The sequence below is a fragment of the Treponema sp. genome (assembly GCF_045657965.1).
In the GTDB taxonomy this organism is placed as follows: domain Bacteria; phylum Spirochaetota; class Spirochaetia; order Treponematales; family Treponemataceae; genus Treponema_D.
The window spans coordinates 12,555-29,102 of sequence record NZ_JAZOUG010000296.1; the positions used below are offsets into that span (position 1 = coordinate 12,555).

Sequence of the window (16,548 nt, forward strand, 5' to 3'; positions counted from 1 at the left end):
TTCAGAAATTGAAAAAACAAGTTTCTCAATTATTGAAAAAGAACTTACAGAGCAGAATATTGTGCTTGAAGCTGAACTTGCCCCTGTAATCAAGCGTGTTATTCATACAACAGCTGATTTTGAATATGTTAAAACCCTCAAATTTTCAGATGGAGTTATAAACATCATAAAGAATGCCCTTAAAAACGGAGCGGACATAATAACAGACACAAATATGGCAAAAGCCGGAATTAATAAAAAAAGTCTCGCAAAGTACGGAGGGGAAGTTCACTGTTTTATGGCAGATGACGATGTTGCTACTGAAGCTAAAGAGAAAAATCTGACCCGTGCTGCTGTAAGTATGCAGAAAGCTTCTGAAATTGAAAAGCCGCTGGTTTTTGCTGTCGGAAATGCCCCAACTGCTCTTTTTGAATTATGTTCCCTTATCGAAAAAGGTTATAAGCCAGTTGCTGTAATTGGTGTTCCTGTTGGTTTTGTTAATGTTGTAGCTGCAAAAGAAATGATTATGAAAGCCGGAGTGCCTTTTATTGTAAATCAGGGCAGAAAAGGCGGAAGTAATGTGGCGGCTGCAATCTGTAATGCCCTTTTATATAATTTAAATGATTAAAAAAAGCAATTTAAAAAAATCTTTTTTCCTTCTCAAAAAAACGGATGAACCGGATTTTGGATTTACAACAGGTACCTGTGCCCAGGCTGCAAGTATAGCATCGGCAAGAATGTTATTAACTCAGAAAATTGTTGAATATGTAATTTTAACAACTCCTAAAGGGATTAAAATCTGTATTGAAATTGAAAATCAGTTTATAACAGAAGATTATGCTTCCTGTTCTGTTCAAAAGTACAGCGGTACAGATCCTGATGTTACAAATGGCATAGATATTTTTTCTAAAGTAACCAGAATTTCACAAAATATGGTAACAGATTTTTGCTTTACCGAAAAAGATTTTTCAGAAGTTATAAAGATAAAAGGCGGTAAAGGAGTCGGAAAAGTAACCTTACCGGGTTTAGATCAGAAACCAGGCGAATATGCAATTAATTCTGTTCCCCGGAAAATGATTTTAGAGAGTGTGAAAAACGAACTTATCAAAAACGGCCGGTCTTTTCCGCTTGAAATAGAAATATCAATTCCAAAAGGTGAAGAGCTTGCTTCTAAGACCTTTAATCCAAAGCTTGGAATTACCGGCGGTATTTCAGTTTTAGGAACAAGCGGAATTGTTGAACCGATGAGCGATCAGGCTTTACTGGATACAATTCAGGTTGAAATGAATGTGCGAAAGGCTCAAAATAATGACACATTACTCATGGTGCCCGGCAATTATGGCTGTGAATTTCTTCAGAAGGAGTTTTCTATTTCGTTAGATGCGGCAGTTCACTGTTCAAATTTTGTCTATGATGCAGTCCAAATGGCTGTTAAGACAGGTTTTAAAAGAATAATATTCTGCGGGCACATTGGAAAGCTAATAAAAGTTGCAGGCGGCAGAAAGAATACCCATTCTAAATATGGAGACGGACGTTCTGAAATATTTCTGGAAACAGCAAAAAAATACCTTTGTGAATCAGATTATTTTTGCATTGAAAATCAGATAAAAACATGTATTTCAACTGAACAGATGATAAATATTCTGGACTCTTATCAGGAAGCTGCTGCTTGTAAAAATGCTATAATGCAGGCAATAGCTGATAAAATTCAGAAGCAGATGATTGAATGGAGTGAAAATCAGCTTGAAGTTGAAGTTATTTTGTTCACAAAAGAGCACGGACTTCTTGCAAAAACCCAAAATCTTAGGTTAGAATAGATTTATGTCAAAAAAAACTGAACAGATATACAAGGCAATTTCTTCTCTTGAAGATTTACAGAATCAGATTTCAATTATTAATCAGATTGCTAAAGGGCAGGGAAGGGAAGATGAACAGGCCCATCATCTTCAGAATATTGAATTTGAAATGGCTCAGCAGTTAAAGTCCCTCAGGTTCTGGATTTCATCACTTTATTCTTACAATGGAAAATCTACAAGCCGTGCAAAACAGGCTGCAAGCAAAGAAAATGGTAAAAAAGGGGGCCGCCCTCCAAAAGAAATCACTATGATGAAAAAGCGTCGTGAAGAACTTGATTTACTCATTGAAGAAGCTCAGCGTGAAAAAATTGTTACAACTGATTTTGAAAAAGAAGAAAAGCTGATTCAGGAAATAGCAGAGTATGAAAATGAAAAGGAAGAAATTACCAGAAAACTTCAGGATTGGGATAAAATAAAAAAATCATCAGCACTCTTTGCGGAATAGTAGATTCGAACTACTGACCCCCACGATGTCAACGTGATGCTCTAACCAACTGAGCTAACCCCGCAGACAGTGCTGATGATGAAAAAGATAATATCAAAATTACTGATTTTTTGTCAAGGGTTCAATATGCAGATTCATATCATCACATTTACAGAAGCAGGATTTTCTCTGGCACAGAGGATTCAAAAGCTGATTCAGTGTGCTTCCATAACAAAAAAAAATTCAGTTTCACTTTCTGACTGGGTTAAATCTTACTTCCATAAAGGAAATGCGCTTGTTTTTATCGGGGCGGCTGGAATTGCAGTGCGTGCGATTGCTCCGTTTGTTCGTGACAAAACAACTGATCCTGCAGTTCTTGTTTTGGATGAAAAAGGCAGTTTTGTAATTCCGGTCCTTTCCGGTCATATCGGTGGTGCTAATGAACTTGCGAAAAAAATTGCCTGCTTAACCGGAGCTGTTCCTGTAATAACGACTGCAAGTGATGTAAATAATTTAACTGCAATTGATGAATTTGCAGCGAAAAATAATTTTTTAATCAATGACATGAAGAAGGCAAGGGAATTTGCCGCAAAAAAACTGGAACTTCATTATTGTGATGATTCTGATTCGGACGGTAAATATAAAGAATTTCCGAAGTTTTCTGTTTCGATATATATAAAAAATGACATGCTTAATTTAATTCCACGCTGTGTTGTACTTGGAATTGGCTGTAAAAAAGGTAAATCTGCAGAAGAACTAAAATCTTTTGTCTGTGAAATGCTTGAAGAATATAAAATTGACCGGCGCGCTGTAGAAAAAATTGCTTCAATTGATTTAAAAAAAGATGAAAAGGCGCTTCTTTCGCTTTCTAAAGAATTTGCCTGCCAGTTTGAAACCTTTTCCTGTGAGGAATTAAATAAGATTTCACAGAATGTAAGCCATTCAGATTTTGTTTCTGAAGTTACAGGTACGGACAATGTATGTGAACGCTCTGTTTTTGCTGCAGGGGCGGAAAAAATAATTATTCATAAAACTGTAAAAAATGGTATGACATTTGCAGCAGGTATCCGTAAAATAGAACTGAAATTTCCGGAAGATTTAAAAAAAGCCGTATCAGTTGATTAATTGATACGGCTTTATATGTGTTTTAAAAGTTAAAAAAAGCAGATCTTACTTGCGTTTCAAATACTTAACGCTGTCAAGGGCTACAGCTGCAATAATAATTAAGCCTTTGAATACGAACTGGAGGTTTGTGTCAATACCAAGGAAGGTAAGGCAGTATGTAAGGCTTGTAAAGATGATTACACCAATTACAGCACCGCCGATTTTTCCGATACCGCCGTTGAATGAAATACCGCCGACTACACAGGCAGCGATTGCATCAAGTTCGTAGCCCTGACCGGTACCAGCCGAAGCGTTTGCTTTAAAGGCTTCAAGGAAAGCACCGCATCCGTAGAAAACGCCTGCCATAATAAATACGCCCATTGTTACCCAGAATACGCTGATTCCGGAAACGCTTGCAGCCTCAGCATTGCCGCCTACAGCATACATATTCTTTCCGAATGTGGTTTTATTCCAGATAAACCAGGCTGCAGCGATTGCGATAACAGCCGGAATAATGAGCTTAGGGAAGGTGATTAAGTCCCCGCCTAATGTCCCCAAAACCCAGCGTCCGCCAATCATGTCTTTTACATGTGAGTCGATTGAACCTACAGGAGTACCGCTGGTTCCGAAGAACAAAAGACCGTAAATAATCAGCTGAGTTGCAAGTGTTGAAATGAACGGATGAATCTTGAGTTTTGCGCTGAATACGCCTGCAAAAGCTGAGAAAGCCACGCAGAGGAAGATTGAAAGGAAGAGTGCCATTGCAAGGCGGATAAACATTGCAGTACCGGTGAAATCCCATGGTCCTAAGCCGAACACAGTAACAATGTTCTGCCCCGGGTGCAGGATAAGGCCTGTAACGACAGCACCCATAGCAACCATTCGTCCGACGCTCAAATCGGTACCGGCTAAAAGGATAAGGCCTGCAACGCCCAGAGCATAGAACATTCGTACAGATGACTGTTCAAGAATCGTAAAAATGTTTGGCAGAGAAAGAAGGTTTCCGCTTCCTGAAAGAGGAGCAAGAATGATACAGACAATAAAGAATACTAAAATTGCAAGATAAAGGCCGTTGTCAAGAAGGAATTTTGACATCTTGAATTTGTTGATGTAGTTCTGAACGGAAAGTGTAAAATCTTCCCTGAAGTTTGTCTGACCGTTACGGAGTGCACGGTTTTTTTGAACGTAATCAACATAAGCCTGATTTTTAACAGCCTTTGCTGCATCGACGCTAGACGTAAATTTGTTTTTTGCATCGAAGAGGGCAGATTTGTGCTCGTATTCTGCAACACGTAAATCTTCCTTGCAGTCTTCGTTGTCTTTTGCGCTGGTTTTTCCGGCATACGAAGCAACAATCTGTTTTTTGCGTGCGAGGGTTTCTTCTTCGATTTTTGCAATCTTTGCTTCATAACCGCTTTTAAGATTTGCGATTATTTCGTTCTGTTCAGAGTTTACCCGTGCAATTTCTGTCTTTGAAAGTTCGTTATTGCGGGCAACTGCTTTTTTAACGAGTTCTGCAATTTCTGCCTTATTCTGTGCAGCAACGCCTTTTGCAGTTTCGATTTTTGCGTTGTTCGACGAAATAAGATTTGCTCTTTCTTCCTGAGAAAGCAGCTTATTTCTTTTTGCAGCGGCATTTTCCTGTTTGAGGGAAGAAATGAGGTTTACGCCGTCTTTGCGCAGTTCGGCAAGACGCTGTGAATATTCATTAAGTTCTTTGTCTTCCATAGGTACTCCTTTACAGATACATTGCAGAAAGCTTTAACAATGCTTCCTGGTCTGTTGTTTTTGTGTCTACGATTCCGGCAAGACGGTGATTCGACATGACGGCGATCCGGTTAGTAATGCCTAAGATTTCAGGCATTTCACTTGAAACGACGATGATTGTCTTTCCCTCTTTTGCCATACTGATAATCAGCTGGTAAATTTCGTATTTTGCTCCGACATCGATACCGCGTGTAGGTTCGTCAAGCAGAAAAACGTCCGGATTGCGCTCCATCCATTTTCCGATGATAACTTTCTGCTGATTTCCGCCGGAAAGAGAGGTGATAAGTTCATCGGCAGAAACGCACTTTGTGTGCATCTGTTTGATTTCACGGTCAGCCGCTTCAGCCATTTTGCGTTCAGAAAGAATTCCGCCGGTTTTATAGCTTTCGAGGTTTGTGATAACCGTGTTGAACTTGATTGTGTCTTTTCCGAACATACCGTTGAGTTTGCGCTCTTCGGTAACTAAAGCAAAACCATGATCCATAGCATCTTTACTGTTTGCAAAGTGCAGTTTTTTGCCGTCGTATGAAATTGTTCCTGTAGAAATTGTGCGTACTCCGAAAAGTGATTCGAGCAGTTCGCTTCGTCCGGCTCCTACAAGACCGTAAAGTCCGAAAATTTCACCTTTTTTGACTTTAAAGGAAATGTTTTCAAGATGCGGCTCGTATTTTGTAGAAAGATTATTGACTTCAAGGCAGTAATCACCCGGAACATTGTCAACATCGGGGAAACGGTTATCCAGCGAACGGCCTACCATTGCGGTAATAAGCTCGCCCATTTCCGTTTCTTTTGATGTTTTCTGCATAATCATTTTACCGTCACGAAGAACGGCAACTTCGTCGCATACCTGGAAGATTTCGTCCATTTTATGCGAAATATAGACAAACGAAACTCCTTTTTTCTTTAAATCACGGACGATTTGAAAGAGTTTCTGAACTTCATTTTCTGTTAAAGAAGATGTCGGTTCATCAAGAACGATAATTTTTGCATCATAAGAAACTGCTTTTGCAATTTCGACCATTTGACGCTGACTTACCGACATATTGCGCATGATTGTGCGCGGGTTTACGTTCATATTGAGGGAAGCAAAAAGATTGATGCTGTCTTTGAGCATTTTTGCTTCATCTATAACGCCGAATTTTTTTGGATAACGGCCAAGATAAAGATTGTCTGCTACAGAACGGTCAAGACACTGGTTTAATTCCTGATGAACCATAGCAACACCGCTTTCGAGAGCTTCCTTAGGGTTTTTAAAATTAACAGGCTTTCCGCATAAAAGGAACTGACCTTCATCTTTGGCATAAATGCCGAAAAGACACTTCATCATGGTTGATTTGCCTGCACCGTTTTCACCCATTAAACCGAGCACGGAACCTTCACCGACAGTGAGGTTGATTCCATCGAGAACCTTGTTCTTTCCGAACGATTTTGAAAGGTTTTTTATTTGTAAAACAAGTTCGCCCATAGATTTCCTTGATTAGTTAAAAAAATCCCCACACGAATGTGGGGACAAACGATATTTAAGTTCTAGTACTTGAGTTTATCTGTGTAGTCGCGTCCAGAATTTGTCTTAACCATGTTGATTGCAAATGCATCGTAGTTTCCGAAGTTTGTGAACTTATCGAGACAGCTTGATTCGTTCTGACCGTCACCCTGAACTACAGTGAGTTTAATGCCAAGCAATGGAGCATAGTAGTTAAGAGCAGGAAGATATGAAGAAGAAAGGAAGTTATCAGCAGAGTTGTAGATTGTAAGAAGAACTTTCTTTTCTGGAGCTTCAGACGGTTTAATGCCTTTGTCGCGGGTTCCAGCTGTATAAAGCTGCCAGTTAGATGCATTTACACCTGTGTTCTGAGCAAGGAGAGCCTTTGTTTCAGGAACGTAGTCAACAGCAGCTGTAATCTGGTTTCCGTAAACATCCGGCTTTGTAATGCCGTTTGTAACGATTTCTTCGCCTGTAAGACCATCAAGAAGGTTTCTGAGAACCTGAAGAGTTGCTGTGGCCTGTGCATCTACGTTCTGAGATACTGTTCCAGTAAGCTTGCCTGCACCAATTGCTTCGATTGCGTCTGCGTTAGCATCATAACCGAAGATTGGAACTCCTGCAGGGTAGTTAGAAGCCTGAAGACAGCCCATTGCCATGCCGTCATTGTTTGAAACTACCATATCGATTGCAGTTCCGAATTTTGTAGCCCAGCCGCCCATTGCTTCTGTTGCTGCGTTTGCATTCCAGGTAGAACCGTCTGTACCTGTCATAGCTTTGCCTTCAAGCTCGACAACTTTGAATTCTTTGCCGCTGATTGTTACTTTACCTTCCTGAACTTTGCCAGGATCAGTTGATTCTGCCCATGTTCCGAGTGCACGGCGGATACCTTCTGTTCGGGCTTTAGAGTCATTGTGACCGACATCGCCGATACAAAGAACATAGCCGATAACACCGTCACCATTGCGGTCGATTACAGCTGGATCTGCGCTTGAAAGGTAGTCTGTAATGAGTTTTCCCTGTACAGCACCACCACCGGCTGCATCAAAACCAACATAATATGTTTTGTCATTCCAGTTCATAGAATCCATGTCAATCTGTCCAGACTGAGGGTCAGAAGGCTGGCGGTTGAAGAAAACAAGCGGTTTGTCTTTGTTAGGAACTTTTGAACCTGAATTTCCGTTACAACTCATAAAAGCAGCTGCAACTGCTGTAAGAGCAGCAAGTGATGCAATAATTTTTTTCATAAAATAATACCTCCTTTATTTATGAAAAGACGGTTCTTTTTGAAGAACCAGATTTATTTATCAACTTAAGTTTAAGGCATTATTTTTAGAAGTCAAATAATTTTTCATTATCGGTGAAAAATTATGTTTAACTGGTTATAATTAAAATCAGGAAAGATTGAAAATGGAAACAGGAATTCTTCAGGTTGTTGGTATCGGACCAGGTTCATATGAGATGATGACAATTCAATGTGTAAAAGCGTTGGAAAATTGTGACTGTATTATCGGGTATGAAGTTTATACAAATCTAGTAAAAGAACATTTTCCTCAAAAAGAATTCAAATCAACTTCAATGCGTAAAGAAGAAGGACGCTGCCGTCTAGCTGTGGAAGAAGCTTCAAAGGGTAAATCTGTTGCGCTGATATGTTCCGGAGACTGCGGTGTTTATGGAATGGCAGGTCTTATTTATGAAATTGCCGCAGAATATGAGAGTTCTTCAGGCAGAAAAATTCAGATTTCCATTATTCCGGGAATTACAGCGGCTTTGAGCGGAGGTGCAGTGCTTGGAGCGCCTTTAATTCATGATTTTTGTGTAATAAGTTTGAGTGATTTAATGACCCCCTGGGAAAAAATTGAAAAACGTCTGGAAGCAGCGGCTTCTGCAGATTTCTGTGCCGTTCTATATAATCCGATGAGTCATAAGCGCATAGACTATCTTTTTAAGGCCTGTAAGATTTTCTTAAAAAATCGAAGTGAAAATCAGCCGTGTGCTTATGTGCGTAACATTGGCAGGGAAGGTGAAGAATATAAAATTTTATCTTTAAAGGAACTTGCTGAGTCAGAACTTGATATGTTTTGTACTGTTTTCATTGGAAATTCTCAGACCAGAATTCTTGAAATTAACGGTGAAAAAAAGCTTGTAACTCCCCGCGGGTATGTATTTGAAACTCGACATTCATCTTAATAATAAATTTGCGATTTTCTTATTTTTATATTAAAATAAATTGAAAACAGAAATCGAGGTTTTGTATAAATGAACAACAGTTTTAATTATTACGGATATGACAAGGGTACATTTTCTGAATGTATTGAGCTGGTTAATTCCACAAACCGCAAACATATTTTTATTATTACTTCGTGGTTTCTGCTGGTTAATATCCTGTATCTGATTTTCTGTATTTTAAATTTATTTGCTGTGTCTCATGCAAGAATTCCTTTTTATGCTTCTTATGCGGCTTTTTCACTGCTTTTCGATTTGTATATAGTTTTACTGCCTGATTTTTCTGATAAACATAACAGTTTGTCCGTATACATTACAATCACAATGCTTCTGTCATACGGAATAATTGCTTCAATAATTCAGCCGTATATGCCTGCGACAATATATTTAGTTCTTCTGATTATCTGTGCCCTTTCTTTTATTGACAGGTTTTATCGTATAATCTTTATGCTTACCTTCTGCACTTTAGTTTTTATTGTCATGTCTTTTATCTATAAAACTTTTTCTGTTGCATATCATGATACATATAACGGTTTAATTGTTTTGATTCTGGCTCTGGGGCTTCATTATACATTCCAGAGAACACGAATGCATCAGTTTATTTTGTATCAGCGCGACCAGCATATTCAGCGGGGACTTGAAATAAAATCCAGTTTTGACGGCCTTACATCACTGCTTAACCGGACAAAATTTTTCTCAGTGGTCGAAGAAATTCTGCGCAAAAAAAATGAAGAAAATTCTGCTCTGTGTCTTATAGATTTAGACGGCTTCAAAGAAATAAATGATACGCTTGGTCATCAGATGGGGGATAAAACAATTCAGGTTGCCGGTAAAACAATCCTTGATGCCCTGCATATTGCATCAATCGATAAATTTACCCTCATTGACAAAATCATTGCAGGAAATGTCAGCTTTGCAGGCCGGCTTGGCGGAGATGAATTTATCCTGTTTATCAGGGACAAAAAAAGTCGTTCAGAAATCCGCAACTTTTTGACAAATCTGCTTTCATCATTAAACTCTCTAAAGTTTTTGAATCTGGATGGAATAAAAGCTTCATTTGGTGTTACAGAACTTTCTGTTTCTGACTGTGATATTGATTCTGCCTATAGAAGGGCTGATCAGGCATTGTATCGATCAAAACGTGCCGGTAAAAATCAAATATTCTTTGATGATGAATTTGGTGGAGGAATATAATGTTTATTCTGCTTCAAAATTTACTTATTTTTGCCTTTCTGTTCTCTGCCTTTTTGACATTTGTTTTTCTGTATGTAATGTTTTTCAGAAGAAATGTTCTGGCAAGAAAAGATATTTTCCGGCTTATTTCAACAACAGCCGCAGTAATAATGCTTTTTGCTCTTTCCGCCTTAATAATTGTTGTTTATTCCTCATATCTGCTTACAGTGAAGTATGGAGCTGCAATACTAATCCTTACTTTTGTGATTCTGGTTGCCTTTACCTGGTTTATAAGTTATCTGCATGGAGTCGAAAAAACTTCAATGCAGGTTTTACAGGCGATTGTTGGTGTAATTGAGGCAGGAGACCCGAATCTTGAAGGACATTCACTTCATGTACAGCGCCTGACCATGCTTATGTATGATTACCTGCCACTGCGTTACAGGCTGTCATTAAATCCATATAATCTTGAATATGCAGCCCTACTTTTTGATGTGGGTAAGCTTGGTGTTCCAAGGTCAATAATTCAGAAAATCGGTAAACTTGAACAGAGTGAATGGGAATTCATGCGCCGTCATCCTGGAATTGGTGTCAAAATTTTAAAGCCAATTCCATCGTTTGTAGAAATACTTAACTGGATAAAATATCATCATGAGCGTGTGGACGGCACGGGGTATTACCATCTTGAAGGAAATGAAATTCCTCTTGCTTCCAGAGTTATTGCAATTGCTGATACATATTCTGCAATTACAATGGAACGTTCTTATAAGGCTACGCTTTCTTATGAAGAAGCAGTTTCTGAATTAAAGCTTGCCAGCGGAACTCAGCTTGATCCGGAACTTGTTGAAGTTTTCTGTTCTATTCCATTGCATAAGGTTGATTCATGCATGAAGGAAGTCATAAAAATCATGAAATGCTATGATGAAGAAAATTTCAGAAATTAAGGATAATCAATGAAAATCAAAATACGAATTTTTTTAATCACTGCGGTTTTCGTAATTTTTTTTGCCGGAGTACTTTATTCATACATTCTGTTAAATTCTCAGAATCAGAAAAAAACTTTATCAGATAAAGTAATTACACTTGCTTTACGCCAGGGAGTTTATTCTGATGTTATAAAAAAGCAGATTCCTGATTTTGAAAAACAATATAACATAAGCTGTATTGTAAAAGAATTTTCTGAAAGCGGTCTTAGAAATGAAATTTTAACTGATTATGAAAGCAATAAGGGTGAATATGATTTCTGTATGGTAGACGGTTCATGGATGGCTGAATATACAGAAAACAATGTGCTTGCTTCTCTTTCAGATTTAGATTATGAGCTTGATGATGATATAATTCCTGCAACGAAAAGCATCTGTTATTACAACAATGAACTTTATCTTGCGCCATTTTACGGTAATGTTACAGTTCTGCTTTATAATAAACTTCTTGTAAAAGAAGCAGGATATTCAGTCAAAGAAATTAACTCACTTGAAGATATTTTAAAAATATGCCGTATAACCAGAAAAAATCATAATTATGGTTTTATGTACCGCGGCGATACGTATAATAATATTGTTGTGGATTTTCTGCCCATTCTTTTGTCTTATGGCGGCTGGGTTGTTGATGGATACAACAATCCTACAGTAAATACAAATGAATTCCGCTTAGCCATGAATATGTATTTAAAATTAATTGAAACGGGAAGGGCAGCTGAAAAGGACGATCTTATTACAGCTGTTGCCAACTGTTCTGCAGCAATGGCAATCGGCTGGCCGGGCTGGTATACTCCCACAAGAAATTCTGCAATGGATTATCTTGCCCTTACCGGAAAAGCCGAAAAAGGTGGAAAATCTTATAATGCAAATATTTATGGAATATGGACAGTTGGTATTCCTTCAAATTCCAGAAATAAAGAAGAGGCACTCACTTTTCTTGAATATATAATGAACAGGAGTGTTCAGAAAGCATCGGTAGAATTCGGCGGCGTGCCATGCCGTTATTCCAGCTTAAAAGACAGGGAGATTCTTAAAAAATTTCCTCAGTATGAAGTTGTCTGTCAGGCACTAGAAGGCGGAGTTTACAGACCTGTGATGAAAAAATGGCCTGAATTTTATACGATTCTGGGCGAAGAAATGCAGATGATTATCAGGGGTGAAAAAGATATTCTTACAGGTCTTTCAAATGCGCAGATCCGCCTTCAAAATATGATGAATTTTTAAGTGTTGATTACTTTCATGCACACTTGAAACAGTTTTGAGACGGCCTTTTATGGCAGATAATTTTAGTTTTTGAAACATCCGTGATTGAATCGTCCAGGATAATTTCGCCGATGCAGTCGGCTTCGATTTTGCCACTGAGCGGATTTTTAACGCTGTCGATTTTGCCTTTAACGCTTACCTGAACTGTGCTTTTTTCAAAAGAAAGGTCGCAGTTTTCCATAGTGCAGTTTTCTAGTACAAGGTTTTTGCAGTAACAGAACGGCTGGGTTCCGGTTATGCGGCAGTTGATGAGCGTTAAATTTTCTGAATACCAGCCAAGGTATTCTCCTTTGATAACGCTGTCGCGTACGGTGACATTTTTTGAATGCCAGAAGGCATCTTTTGTGTCGAGCTCGGAATTTGTGATTTCGATATTGCTGCAGTACTGGAAAGAATATTTTCCTTTCATTTTGAGTTTTTCGATTTTTGCGGTTTCTACTTCAAAGAAAGGATATTCTGACTGTTCAATTGTAAGGTTTTCAATGTGGAGATTCCGGCATTTCCAGATAAATTCCGGTGAGTTTGCCGTAGAGTTTTTAATCGTGATAGTATCACATTCACGAAGGGCTTTGATACCGTTAAGATGGCACCCTTCAATCAAAATGTTGTTATCGTACCAGAGGGCAGCCCGGCAGTTTTCTGTGAGTTCTGAATCAAAAATCTTACCGTTGGTAACATGCCAGAAAGGGTAGCGCAGGTTAAAAAAGGATTTACGGACTTCAATATCGTGAGTTTCTTTTAGTGCAGATTCACCGTCGGCCGGGCCATCAAAGCGGCAGTTTTCAATAAGAGAATCTGAAACTGCATAAAGAGCACGTTCTTCGTCGAATGTCTGGTCTGTATATTTCATAGTTTACTGTCCTTATTGTTAAGTAACAATCTGTAACTAACAAATAATATATAAAACATATTATCACTTGTCAAGAAAAAAAATTTAGATTATCATACAGATATGGCTGACTATATCAGGGCGAGAACGGACGAACAAAAAGAAGAGAGAATGTCTCAAATCAAAAAGGCGGCGGATGAACTTTTTAAGACAATGCCGTACACCGAAATAAATCTTTCAAATATTGCAGAAAAACTGGACTGGTCGCGCGCAAATCTTTACAAATATGTCACCACAAAAGAAGAAATTTATCTTGAAATTGTGCAGGACAGAATGAGCGAATACTTGCAGGCACTGATAACGGTTTTTCCTGAAGGAGCATGCTTTTCAAACGAAACTGTTGCTGAAATCTGGACGGCGCAGATTGCCAGTCACGAAGATTATTTTAAATACACTGCGTTTCTGCTAACAATTATAGAGCGGAATGTTACGGTGGAGCGTCTGACAGCATTTAAGAAAATTTATTATGAACTGGCAGATGTTTTAAAAAAGCGGCTTTCTAATACCCTTTCAGTTACAGAAGATAATGCTGAAAATCTGATTTTTTCTGTGATGAATTATGCTTCTGCTTATTTTACAAACTGTCAGGCAAACCCTTTGATTGCTCAGGCATTAAAAAACTTAAACATAAAGCCAAAAGAACGCAATCTTCGTTCTGATGTTAAAGACTTTATTTTAATGAATATTGAGTGGATGAAAAAGAAAACACGTTAAGTTAATGCTGATAAATAACTTAATAAGGAGATTCTATGAAAATAAAGAAATTAGTTTTTGCGTCTGTCTGTGTAATGTGCACAGTTTTTGCATTTTCTGCAGTGAAATCTGTTCCGGCCGAAAAGGGAATCAAAAAAATCGCTACAGTTGCAGAATCTTTTGGAGACGGAGAAAAAGTTTCAGCAGTCATTATTACATATTCAAATAAAATTGATGCAGCTTCTGTAAATTTGAACTCTTATACGGTTGAATGTATTGAAAACGGAAAAACAGTTCTTCGCACGGTGGAAGAAGTAAGTGTTGACGGAAAAAATGTCACACTCAAACTCGCATACGTAAACAAATGGGATGCAACCAATGGAAAAATGCCGCAGCGTCCAAAATCTTCTGAAGGTGAAAACGTACAGGCCGATAACGGACCGCGTTTTGACGATGACGGCGTGCCTGTTGATGTAACGGCAAGCATTACTCAGATTGCTGACATTAAGGCAAAGAACGGCACGATTTATAAGGCAGGCTCAACTTCGATAAAATCAACATCATCAACCGAGCTTGTCCTGCAGGATTTCAAGAAATACTATTTTACCGACAAAGAAACCGGAATTACACTTCCTTATTTTGTGTATCTTCCGAAGAACAGGCAAAGCATGAATCAATTGTAGTTGCCGTGCAGTATCCGTATTCGGTGGTTAAAGAATTCGGGCCTCTCACCGATGACAGCTATTCCTGGTCAAAAGGACTGACTGCCGTAGACAATCTTCTTCATTCTGTCATTGAAGAGTATGCTGTAGATAAAAACCGCATCTATGGCACCGGACAGTCTCAGGGCTGCATGACAAACATTGCTTTGAGCGAAAGGCACCCGGACTTGTTTGCGGCCCAGTTCCTTGTTGCAGGTCAGTGGAATGTCGAAGAGATGGGAGCAATGAAAGACAAAAAGCTGTGGATTGTAGTCTGTGAGGGCGATGAAAAAGCATATCCTGGAATGAGTGCAGCTGTCGATTTATGGGAAAAACTCGGTTCAAAGGTTGCCCGTGGAGAAGAAATGTGGAATCCAAAAGCTGACTGTGAAGAAATGAAAGCGAATGTGAACGCAATGCTCGAAAAAGATGCGGATATACGCATGAATGTGTTTGCTGGAGGAAGCCACATGTACACATGGAGCCTTGCCTACAACATCGAAGGAATCCGCGACTGGCTTTTCGCACAAAGTTCTCAAGATAGAAAATCCCCCTATGTCGCAAATCCGGTTAAATCACTATAATGATTTAAATGACTACGCAGGAACTTTTCGGGCATCAAAGAATCAGTCGGGTTTTATTAAGACTTGCCCCTCCGGTGATGTTTTCTCAGCTGATTCAGGCCCTTTATAATATCGTTGACAGTTTTTTTATCGGACGCTCGGGAGAAACAGGGCTGACGGCTCTTTCTATCATTTATCCAATTCAGCTTTTGATGATTGCTCTTGCGGTGGGTACCGGTGTTGGCATAAATACTTTGATGGCAAGAAAGCTTGGCTGTGGCAGAAATGAGGAATCCAGAAAATGTGCCGGAATGGCAGCTCCTCTTGCCCTGATTCTGTGGGCTGTTTTTGCACTTGCGGGATTTTTCTTTATGCCTTTCTATGCTCGCCTTGGAAGCGGCACGGAAGAAGTAATCAGCGATGTCATTGTTTATGGAAGGATTGTTTGCATTTTCAGCTTCGGACTTTTTCTCGAAAGCGGATGGACAAAGGTTTTACAGTCTGAAGGAAACATGCGTCTTCCTATGCTGGCTCAGATAATCGGAGCGCTCGTAAATATCATTCTTGACCCGCTTTTGATATTTGGATTTAGTTATGGCTCAATAGTTTTTCCTGCTTTAGGAATAAGGGGCGCGGCTTATGCTACGGTTACCGGTCAGATTGCGGCCGCCCTTGTTGTGATGAAAAAAGGCTTTAAAAGGTCTCCAAAGTTTGCCAATTTTGTACCTTACTCAAGCCTCATTTTTAAGTTTGGGCTTCCGAACATCCTCATGCAGTCTGCATACACATTTTACATTCTGGGGCTCAATCTGATTTTAAAGACATTTTCTGATCAGGCGGTAACGGCCCTGGGGCTTTATTATAAATGGCAGACTTTCTTTTTTATTCCGCTGGGGGCCATGCAGACCTGTGTGGTTCCTGTCATAAGCTACAATTATGGAAGCGGACAACTGGACCGTTGCAGAAAAACTGTAAGGGAATCCATTCTTTTTGGCATGGCTTTGATGTTTGCGGGAACTCTATGCTTTGAATTTATTGCAGAACTTATGTTCCGCTTTTTTACAAAAGATGAAGAAGTCATAAAAATTGGTGTGTGGGGCTTTAAGTTTATTGGTGTGAGCTTTATTCCTATGGTGACATCCCTGATGTTCCCTGTGGTTTTTCAGGCTCTGGGATTAGTTTTTAAGAGCTGCTTTCTTACGATATTAAGAACCGTTGTTCTTTTCGTTCCTCTGGGCTGGCTTTTTTCCCGTCTGGGGTTGCAGTATTTCTGGCTGACTTTCCCAATTACAGAAAGCCTTACTACGATAGCCGGGCTTTTCTTTTATGTTAAGTTGAAACCAGCTCCCAGCTCTCCTGTGTAAGATTGCACAGCTTTTCAAAATCAGTGACAGCGGTGAGAAGAACGGTAATCCAGTGTTTTTTATTCATATGCCAGGCAAGTCGG

16 protein-coding genes and 1 tRNA gene are annotated in these 16,548 nt (G+C 39.2%); 12 read left to right on the forward strand and 5 right to left on the reverse strand.

All coding sequences use genetic code 11. The features are described 5' to 3' along the window. Positions 1-7 precede the first annotated feature (7 nt). The 3 genes from ACKI5B_RS11175 to ACKI5B_RS11185 are packed head-to-tail and all read left to right on the forward strand — an operon-like array spanning position 8 to position 2,280. A complete protein-coding gene (locus ACKI5B_RS11175; RefSeq protein ID WP_407428793.1) occupies positions 8-607 on the forward strand; it encodes a precorrin-8X methylmutase in 600 nt (199 codons plus the stop codon). Beyond that, on the forward strand, positions 600-1,796 hold the full coding sequence (cbiD, locus tag ACKI5B_RS11180) for a cobalt-precorrin-5B (C(1))-methyltransferase CbiD (RefSeq protein WP_407428763.1): 1,197 nt from the start codon (positions 600-602) through the stop codon (positions 1,794-1,796). Before ACKI5B_RS11175 ends, cbiD begins: the two co-directional genes overlap by 8 nt. Positions 1,797-1,800: 4 nt before the next feature. Further along, positions 1,801-2,280 (forward strand): hypothetical protein, encoded by a 480-nt coding sequence (locus tag ACKI5B_RS11185; protein WP_407428765.1) that lies wholly within the window; start codon positions 1,801-1,803, stop codon positions 2,278-2,280. Here the strand turns inward: ACKI5B_RS11185 and ACKI5B_RS11190 are convergent. Next, positions 2,271-2,344, reverse strand: a tRNA-Val gene (locus ACKI5B_RS11190). The two genes, ACKI5B_RS11185 and ACKI5B_RS11190, sit on opposite strands and share 10 nt — an antisense overlap. 62 nt (positions 2,345-2,406) lie before the next feature. Between ACKI5B_RS11190 and ACKI5B_RS11195 the strand changes: the two genes are divergently transcribed. Then, complete coding sequence (locus ACKI5B_RS11195) at positions 2,407-3,384, forward strand: cobalt-precorrin 5A hydrolase (protein WP_407428767.1); 978 nt, start codon at positions 2,407-2,409, stop codon at positions 3,382-3,384. Between the two features lie 45 nt (positions 3,385-3,429). Here the strand turns inward: ACKI5B_RS11195 and ACKI5B_RS11200 are convergent, their stop codons facing one another. From ACKI5B_RS11200 to ACKI5B_RS11210, 3 genes are all read right to left on the reverse strand, one after another. After that, positions 3,430-5,091: an ABC transporter permease subunit gene (locus ACKI5B_RS11200; RefSeq protein WP_407428769.1), complete on the reverse strand. Its 1,662-nt coding sequence runs from the start codon at positions 5,089-5,091 to the stop codon at positions 3,430-3,432. A 10-nt stretch (positions 5,092-5,101) separates the two neighbouring features. After that, positions 5,102-6,595: a sugar ABC transporter ATP-binding protein gene (locus ACKI5B_RS11205; protein WP_407428771.1), complete on the reverse strand. Its 1,494-nt coding sequence runs from the start codon at positions 6,593-6,595 to the stop codon at positions 5,102-5,104. Between the two features lie 62 nt (positions 6,596-6,657). After that, a complete protein-coding gene (locus ACKI5B_RS11210) occupies positions 6,658-7,860 on the reverse strand; it encodes a substrate-binding domain-containing protein (RefSeq protein ID WP_407428773.1) in 1,203 nt (400 codons plus the stop codon). 163 nt (positions 7,861-8,023) lie between these two features. Between ACKI5B_RS11210 and cobJ the strand changes: the two genes are divergently transcribed. The 4 genes from cobJ (at position 8,024) to ACKI5B_RS11230 (ending at position 12,216) form a co-directional block, all read left to right on the forward strand. After that, entirely contained in the window at positions 8,024-8,803 is a 780-nt protein-coding gene (gene cobJ, locus ACKI5B_RS11215; protein WP_407428775.1) for a precorrin-3B C(17)-methyltransferase, read from the forward strand. Positions 8,804-8,872: 69 nt separating this feature from the next. Continuing rightward, a complete protein-coding gene (locus tag ACKI5B_RS11220; protein ID WP_407428777.1) occupies positions 8,873-10,033 on the forward strand; it encodes a GGDEF domain-containing protein in 1,161 nt (386 codons plus the stop codon). Next, positions 10,033-10,956 (forward strand): HD domain-containing phosphohydrolase, encoded by a 924-nt coding sequence (locus tag ACKI5B_RS11225; RefSeq protein WP_407428779.1) that lies wholly within the window; start codon positions 10,033-10,035, stop codon positions 10,954-10,956. Before ACKI5B_RS11220 ends, ACKI5B_RS11225 begins: the two co-directional genes overlap by 1 nt. 9 nt (positions 10,957-10,965) lie before the next feature. Continuing rightward, positions 10,966-12,216: an extracellular solute-binding protein gene (locus ACKI5B_RS11230; protein ID WP_407428781.1), complete on the forward strand. Its 1,251-nt coding sequence runs from the start codon at positions 10,966-10,968 to the stop codon at positions 12,214-12,216. Between the two features lie 13 nt (positions 12,217-12,229). Here the strand turns inward: ACKI5B_RS11230 and ACKI5B_RS11235 are convergent, their stop codons facing one another. Continuing rightward, positions 12,230-13,105 (reverse strand): DUF3737 family protein, encoded by an 876-nt coding sequence (locus ACKI5B_RS11235; protein WP_407428783.1) that lies wholly within the window; start codon positions 13,103-13,105, stop codon positions 12,230-12,232. A 102-nt stretch (positions 13,106-13,207) separates the two neighbouring features. Between ACKI5B_RS11235 and ACKI5B_RS11240 the strand changes: the two genes are divergently transcribed. Genes ACKI5B_RS11240 through ACKI5B_RS11255 form a run of 4 tightly spaced genes read left to right on the forward strand, consistent with a single transcriptional unit; the run spans position 13,208 to position 16,465 of the window. Then, positions 13,208-13,858: a TetR/AcrR family transcriptional regulator gene (locus tag ACKI5B_RS11240; protein ID WP_407428785.1), complete on the forward strand. Its 651-nt coding sequence runs from the start codon at positions 13,208-13,210 to the stop codon at positions 13,856-13,858. 35 nt (positions 13,859-13,893) lie between these two features. Beyond that, entirely contained in the window at positions 13,894-14,520 is a 627-nt protein-coding gene (locus ACKI5B_RS11245; RefSeq protein ID WP_407428787.1) for a hypothetical protein, read from the forward strand. A 23-nt stretch (positions 14,521-14,543) separates the two neighbouring features. Beyond that, complete coding sequence (locus tag ACKI5B_RS11250) at positions 14,544-15,122, forward strand: carboxylesterase family protein (protein WP_407428789.1); 579 nt, start codon at positions 14,544-14,546, stop codon at positions 15,120-15,122. A gap of 8 nt (positions 15,123-15,130) precedes the next feature. Continuing rightward, on the forward strand, positions 15,131-16,465 hold the full coding sequence (locus ACKI5B_RS11255) for an MATE family efflux transporter (RefSeq protein WP_407428791.1): 1,335 nt from the start codon (positions 15,131-15,133) through the stop codon (positions 16,463-16,465). The last annotated feature ends 83 nt before the right edge of the window (positions 16,466-16,548 follow it).

Bases quoted from the DNA above. Each gene is read 5' to 3' on its own strand.
- cbiD (WP_407428763.1), top strand. From the start codon at position 600: ATGATTAAAAAAAGCAATTTAAAAAAATCTTTTTTCCTTCTCAAAAAA.
- ACKI5B_RS11185 (WP_407428765.1), top strand. From the start codon at position 1,801: ATGTCAAAAAAAACTGAACAGATATACAAGGCAATTTCTTCTCTTGAA.
- ACKI5B_RS11195 (WP_407428767.1), top strand. From the start codon at position 2,407: ATGCAGATTCATATCATCACATTTACAGAAGCAGGATTTTCTCTGGCA.
- ACKI5B_RS11200 (WP_407428769.1), bottom strand. From the start codon at position 5,091: ATGGAAGACAAAGAACTTAATGAATATTCACAGCGTCTTGCCGAACTG.
- ACKI5B_RS11205 (WP_407428771.1), bottom strand. From the start codon at position 6,595: ATGGGCGAACTTGTTTTACAAATAAAAAACCTTTCAAAATCGTTCGGA.
- ACKI5B_RS11210 (WP_407428773.1), bottom strand. From the start codon at position 7,860: ATGAAAAAAATTATTGCATCACTTGCTGCTCTTACAGCAGTTGCAGCT.
- cobJ (WP_407428775.1), top strand. From the start codon at position 8,024: ATGGAAACAGGAATTCTTCAGGTTGTTGGTATCGGACCAGGTTCATAT.
- ACKI5B_RS11220 (WP_407428777.1), top strand. From the start codon at position 8,873: ATGAACAACAGTTTTAATTATTACGGATATGACAAGGGTACATTTTCT.
- ACKI5B_RS11225 (WP_407428779.1), top strand. From the start codon at position 10,033: ATGTTTATTCTGCTTCAAAATTTACTTATTTTTGCCTTTCTGTTCTCT.
- ACKI5B_RS11230 (WP_407428781.1), top strand. From the start codon at position 10,966: ATGAAAATCAAAATACGAATTTTTTTAATCACTGCGGTTTTCGTAATT.
- ACKI5B_RS11235 (WP_407428783.1), bottom strand. From the start codon at position 13,105: ATGAAATATACAGACCAGACATTCGACGAAGAACGTGCTCTTTATGCA.
- ACKI5B_RS11240 (WP_407428785.1), top strand. From the start codon at position 13,208: ATGGCTGACTATATCAGGGCGAGAACGGACGAACAAAAAGAAGAGAGA.
- ACKI5B_RS11245 (WP_407428787.1), top strand. From the start codon at position 13,894: ATGAAAATAAAGAAATTAGTTTTTGCGTCTGTCTGTGTAATGTGCACA.
- ACKI5B_RS11255 (WP_407428791.1), top strand. From the start codon at position 15,131: ATGACTACGCAGGAACTTTTCGGGCATCAAAGAATCAGTCGGGTTTTA.